Genomic DNA, 6388 nt, shown 5'->3' on the forward strand with positions numbered 1-6388 from the left:
ACATTGATGATTACAGGAGCAAATAGTGCTGCTGGATTGCGTTCTTCTCCTATTCGCTATTTGGTTTTGGATGAAGTCGATGCTTACCCATTGAATGTCGATAATGAAGGCGATCCTGTAACAATTGCTGAAAAACGAACCTCTGCTTTTATTCAACGTAAAATTTTTAAATTGTCCACGCCGACACACCGTGACACAAGCCGTATCGCCAAGGATTTTGTGCTTGGTGATCAGAGATATTACAATGTTCCTTGTGATGCATGTGGTGTTCTACAGCCCATTGTTTGGTCACAAATCAAGTGGCCAAAAGGCGCCCCCGAAAAAGCTGTGTTTGTTTGTGCGCATTGTGGTCATGAACATGCCGAACATCGTAAATCCACTTTAATGGCAGAAGAAAACGGTGCTTGCTGGATCGCAACACAGGAGTCAAGTAAGCCTCGTCTGCGTTCTTACCATATTTCAGCGCTTTATTCGCCATGGCTGACTTGGGGCGATTGTGCGCGCGAATTTTTAAGAGCCAAAGAAGACCCTGCTCTTTTGCAAGTTTTTATTAATACAGTTCTTGGAGAGCCATGGGAAGACAGAACAGGCGAAGTTGTTGACCCTGATAGCCTCTATGCAAAACGTGAAGATTATCCATTGGCACCAGAACAAGCCGTGTTGTTGACAGCTGGTATTGATGTGCAAAATGACCGTTTAGAGCTTGAAGTGGTGGGATGGGGGCGTAGTGAAGAAAGTTGGCATATTGATTATCAAGTGATCCTTGGTGATCCCTCTTCTTTTGAAGTGTGGGACCAATTGGATGAATATCTTGCAAAACGCTGGCCACATCCAGGCTATAAAGAGGGTATCAGAATAACAGCTGCTTGCATTGATACCGGTGGTGGACACACACAGGCAGTTTATAATTATGTACGCCCGCGTGAGGGGCGGCGTATCTGGGGGATTAAGGGGCACGCGGGATGGCGTGCGGTATGGCCGCGCCGACCAAGCAAAAACAATAAAGGACAGATTAATCTTTATATTGTTGGGGTTGATGCCGCGAAAGATATTATCACGGCACGGTTTAAAAAATCCGGTCCTGAAGCATCGGGGGCTGGTGCAACACACTTTCACAAAAGCCTTGATCGAGAATATTTTGACCAACTGACCGCTGAAAGAAAAGTCATCAAATATTTTAAAGGCTTCAAGCGTATTGAATGGCAAAAAAGTGAAAAGGCAAGAAACGAAGCCTTGGACTGTAGGGTCTATGCTTATGCGGCTTTACAAGGTCTGATTTCGGCGGGAATAAATCTTAATCGAGAAGTTGATATCTTAGAAGAGCGTTTGGAAAAACTTAAAATTGAAAGTTCTGTAGAGCAACCAACATCTGGGATTTCTTCATTCACTTCTCCAAGAAGATCTCAGATAGCACAACCTCAAAGGAAACAATCCAGAACAGTGATGAATCCTTATATGCAAGGGGATTGGAGGTAATTTGTGGATGAAACTTTAGGACAATTTAACAGCAAATTTTCGAGACTGGAAAGTTTAAAAAGGCGGCGAGAGCAAATTGAAGAGGCTCTTTATTCGGGTGCGCAATCAGTGCGTCACGGCGATAAGCAAGTCAGCAACCGCTCTGTTGAGGAACTGCGCAGAGCTCTTGAAATGATCAATACGCAAATAGCGGACCTTGAAGGGCGTAAAGGTTCACGCGTGTTCTATTTTAATATCTCACGAGGCTATTAATGGCTGGCTTTATCAATAAACTTACGGGCTTTTTTACAATTTCTCGTCAACACAATCCCCATTTTGAAGCGGCAAGCAAAAGCCGCCGTATGGGTGGTTTTGACCCCGCAAAAAAACATATCAATAAAGCGATTGAGGAATGCGGTGATACCATTGTTGCCCGTTCAAGATAGCTTTATGACAATGAAGCTCTTTATGGGTCTGCAACGGAGGAATGGGTCTCTGCGGCTGTCAGTGATGGGATTAAACCTTATCCTCGCATTGAAGGTTTTCAAGAAGAAAAGAAAAAGCTTTTAGACTTATGGTGGCAATGGGTTGATGAAGCAGACTACGACGAAGATGCCAGCTTTTATGGGCTGCAAGCAACCATTGCACGAGAGGTCTTTTTAACCGGCGAATGCTTTGTAAGATTGCATTATGTTGACCTTTATGGGCGCTCTGGTGTGCCTCTTCAGTTGCAAGTTTATCCTACTGAAATGCTGGATCTCACTTATAATGGACCTGCTGAGATTGAAGGCAATTACATTCGTATGGGAATTGAATTTAATGCCAGTGGTAAGCGCGTTGCTTATCATTTCTGGGAACATCATCCCTATGATGATTGTCCTGCAAACAGAGCCTTTAAGAGCCAAGAGCGCGTGCGCGTGCCTGCTGAAATGGTCCTTCATATCAAAGAACGCCGGATTGCCGGACAATTGCGCGGTTCTCCCAAAATAACGCGCTGTATGACAAAGATCTTTCAACTCGAATCCTATGATGATGCAGAACTTGATCGAAAAAGGACGGCGGCTCTTTTCGCAGCGTTTGTCAAGGACAATTCCCCAAACGTCGCAAAATTATCCGATAATCGTGATAAAAACGACGTTGAAGAAGAATACGAAGCACCTGCCATTGCGCCCGGTGCATCTCTTTATTTAGGAGAGAATAAAGAGGTTACATTCTCTAACCCTGTTGAGGTTGGAGGTTCTTATGAGGCTTTCCAATTTCGCAATATTTCAAAAATTTGCTCGGCTCTCAATATGCCTTATGCCGTTGTGACTGGAGACGTTACGCGCGGTAATTTTTCCAATGTGCGAACCTCCATCATTCAGTTTAGACGGCATGTCAAACAATGGCGTGAACATATCATTGCCTTTCAGTTTAACCGCATTGTTTGGGAACGTTTTGTTGAAATGGCAGTACTTTCTGGACGCGTTCACTTACCCGGATGGGAAGAAAATTCCTTGCCATGGCTTCAATGTGAAAGCTTTGCGCCCCCGCTTGAAATGATTGATCCAAACAAGGATATCACGGCAGAAAAAGAAGAAATTCGTGCTGGCTTGAAAACACGACGCATGGCACTAGCCGAACGCGGCTTTGATATCGACAGCATTCATGCCGAACTTGAAGAAGAGCACACAGACGCTCGTGCGCGCGGCTTATCTTTTGACACGGATATGGCAACGCCCTCTGCTAGCAATCAAGCGATTGGTGATGAAGATTCAGAGACTTCTGAGACTTATGAAAACAACCAAGACAGTAAGGCGCAGACAAATGGTGAATAATCTCGACATGCCGTTTTTGGCATCACGGCTTTTTGGAGTTCCACACATGCTTGCCTCCACAAAGCTTGATATTATTCTCAATGCTCTTGCTCCACGGCTTTTTGCAAGTGAAAAGTTTCCCATTGAAGCTTATTCGCAAGGGAGTACAGAAGCTTTAAGACCACCAGAAACCTATGTGGTGCAAAACAATGTTGCTATAATACCGGTTCATGGCACGCTTGTACGCCGCGGTGCATGGCTTGGAGCTTTATCGGGATTGACGTCTTATGAAGGGTTAAGGGCTTCTTTTCGTGAAGCCATGGCACAGCCTGATGTTCATGCTGTCTTACTTGATATTGACAGTGGTGGTGGAGAAGCCGGTGGCATCTTTGATTTGGTTGAAGAGTTTCAAACCCTTTCAAAACAATATAATAAACCCATTTGGGCGCATGCCAATGAATTTGCTTGTTCTGCAGCTTATGCCATTGCTTGTGCGGCTTCTCAAATATGGGTTACACGCACGGGTGTTGTGGGCTCGATTGGGGTTGTTTGCGCCCATCTTGACCAATCTCGTGCAGATGAGAAACACGGGCTTAAATGGACCTTCGTTTTTGAAGGTGATCACAAAACCCATGGCAATCCTCACGAACCCTTAAGCGATACAGCACAGATAAAAATGCAAGCCGATTGCGCCCTGCTCTACGAGATGTTTGTCGATTGGGTTGCAAAAAACAGACCTCTGAGTGCAGACGCAATTCGTGACACAAAAGCAGAAACTTTTATAGGTACCCAAGCTTTAGAGCTTGGATTAGCAGATGCGCAGGGCACCCTTGCGCAAGCTTTGGAAGCCTTAACGGATTCCATATCACAACCCCCAACAACAACAAAAGAAGGACAAAACACATGGCACGCACACAATACCGCGCTGAAGAAGAGGATGACGAAAAGATCGTCGACATCATCAATGACGAGGAAGAGGACGAAGACGATAGTGACATCGACAAAAACGCCGAAATCTTTGACGACGAAGAAAACGAAGATGAGGATGAAGACAACGAAGACAAGCAAGAAAACATAAAAGCTGCTCTTGAAAAAGAAAGAAAACGCGCAAAAGCACTAACAACCCTTGAAAGGCAAGCAAAGCACTTAGGCGTTTCTTTTGACGCAGCAAAAGCTATTCAAAACGGTATGAGTCTCGAGAAAGCACGCCAGTGTGTGTTGACGGCTGCTAGCTCTCAAAGCGCGTCTTTAAAAGTCTCGCCTTATGCCCCTCATAGTGATGGGACGAGCAAGGCAAAGATTCACGCAAAATGGGAAGCAGCTTGGAGGGCAGTGAAATGACGAATATTATTTATGACGACGTACGCAATGGCGCTTATCTTGGACCCTACGACCCTGACATGTCAAACGAAGAAGTGGTGTTTGCATCAGGAGCATTCATTGAAGCGGGAACTGTCATGGGGAAAATTACAGCATCACAAAAATATACCCCCCTTAATCCAGCAGCATCAGATGGCAGTCAAACACCGGCAGGGATTTCTTTTGCCACTATTGACGCAACAGAAGCAGATCAACGCGCCGTGATTACAGCACGCTTATGCACTGTAAAAGCGTCTGAACTGCTATGGCCAGATGCCATTACGGATGAGCAAAAGAAAGCAGCCATTCAGTCTTTAGAAGACCATAACAACATTCTATTGCGATAGGAGAATGCACACATGGATATGAATTTTTTTAAACATGATGCTTTCTCAAGCATCACAATGATGAAAGCCATCGAAAACTATGAGTTTCAACCTGGTCTTGTGAGCTCTCTTAATCTTTTTGAGGAAGTTGAAACCAGTACCACAGTGGTTGGTATTGAACGGCGTGATAATACATTTTCGCTTATTCAAACCAGTGAGCGCGGGGCACCTTTAGAAGAAGGCGATAGAGATGGTCGTAATCTTCGGTTTTTCAAAACAACACGGATTGCCAAAAGTGATACGGTGAAATCAGAAGAAATCCAAAACCGTCGTGAATTTGGCGCAGAAGATCAGTTAGAGACAGCAATGAAATATATTGCCAGAAAACAAAAGAAACTGATTTCTGAAATCGAATTGACATGGGAAAATATGCAGCTTGGCGCTGTTCAAGGTGTTGTCCTTGATGCCGATGGCTCTGTCATTGTCGATTGGTACAAGGAATGGGAAATCACACCACCAAAGCCGATTGACTTTAAATTAAATAATGAGACAACCAATGTTGCGGACCATGTTGACCAAGTCATTATGAGGATGATTGAAGCTTCAAAGGGAGCGTTTTCTGATCGTTCACGTATTATTGGGCTTTGTGGAAATGAATTTTTCTCCAAATTGAAAAACCATAAAACAATTCGTGAGACTTATCTCAACACAGCTCTTGCACAAACGTTGAATAGCGCTGGAGGAGTTGCAACACCAAGTTCGATTGGCTCTGGGAGCTTTGGCAGTTTTGACTTTGCGGGTGTGACCTTTATCAATTACCGGAGTATCCACAACTATAATGTAAGTGCGAAGGCTGGAACAAAGCGCGCCATAGGCATTAAACCGGATGAATGCCAATTCTTGCCTGCCAATGCACCGGGAGTGTTTCAAAAAACCTTTGCACCGGGAGAAAGTTTGGATTTTGCCAACACGGTTGGAAAACCGCTCTACACCATGTTGATCGTTGATAACGACCGTAATGCATGGGTAAAGCCGGAGGTCTATAGCTATCCGCTTTACATTTGCACACGTCCTGAAATGCTCTTTAAAGCGGTGCTTGGAGCGAAATAACATGCGATGGCACGGGCTGCTAAACCAAATGGTTAAAGATGTGCGCAACACCTTTGGGCAACCCGTCATCTACACGCGAAAAGATAATCAACAATCATTTCAAATTACAGCGATTTACGGCATCAAACATTCGGAATCGGACGCCGGTGGCAGAATCTCTACCACAATTGCAAGAAAGGAACTTGATGTTTGTATTAATGATATCGGGGGAATACCACCAAAACCTCAAGATAATGTTGTAATCATTTCCCCTGAAAACAACAAAGCCCCCTCTTCTCAAGAGCACTTCGTGATCACAGATGTCCAAGCCTCTGAATCCGGTATGTATAAACTTATCTTGCG

At 44.5% G+C, this 6388-nt stretch carries 6 protein-coding genes and 1 pseudogene; all 7 read left to right on the forward strand.

Annotated features, from left to right (window positions below; genetic code table 11):
* On the forward strand, positions 1-1476 hold a 1476-nt coding region (locus ACFILT_RS06730; protein ID WP_375679785.1), incomplete at its 5' end, for a phage terminase large subunit family protein.
* Between the two features lie 3 nt (positions 1477-1479).
* A complete protein-coding gene (locus tag ACFILT_RS06735; protein WP_100131184.1) occupies positions 1480-1728 on the forward strand; it encodes a phage head-tail joining protein in 249 nt (82 codons plus the stop codon).
* Positions 1728-3272 (forward strand): annotated as a pseudogene (locus tag ACFILT_RS06740) (phage portal protein). The gene ACFILT_RS06735 and the pseudogene ACFILT_RS06740 overlap by 1 nt, the downstream one beginning before the upstream one ends.
* Positions 3262-4329: a S49 family peptidase gene (locus tag ACFILT_RS06745; RefSeq protein WP_375679786.1), complete on the forward strand. Its 1068-nt coding sequence runs from the start codon at positions 3262-3264 to the stop codon at positions 4327-4329. The pseudogene ACFILT_RS06740 and the gene ACFILT_RS06745 overlap by 11 nt, the downstream one beginning before the upstream one ends.
* 259 nt (positions 4330-4588) lie before the next feature.
* Positions 4589-4957 carry a head decoration protein gene (locus ACFILT_RS06750; protein ID WP_375678580.1) on the forward strand — a complete coding sequence of 123 codons (369 nt, stop codon included), beginning with the start codon at positions 4589-4591 and terminating at the stop codon, positions 4955-4957.
* Between the two features lie 12 nt (positions 4958-4969).
* Positions 4970-6046, forward strand: coding sequence for a major capsid protein (locus tag ACFILT_RS06755; protein WP_375679787.1), 1077 nt, complete (start codon positions 4970-4972; stop codon positions 6044-6046).
* 1 nt (position 6047) lies between these two features.
* A partial coding sequence (locus ACFILT_RS06760; protein WP_375679788.1) for a hypothetical protein occupies positions 6048-6388 on the forward strand: 341 nt, incomplete at its 3' end.

The organism is Bartonella sp. AP7XZML (assembly GCF_042195745.1).
Lineage (GTDB): Bacteria > Pseudomonadota > Alphaproteobacteria > Rhizobiales > Rhizobiaceae > Bartonella.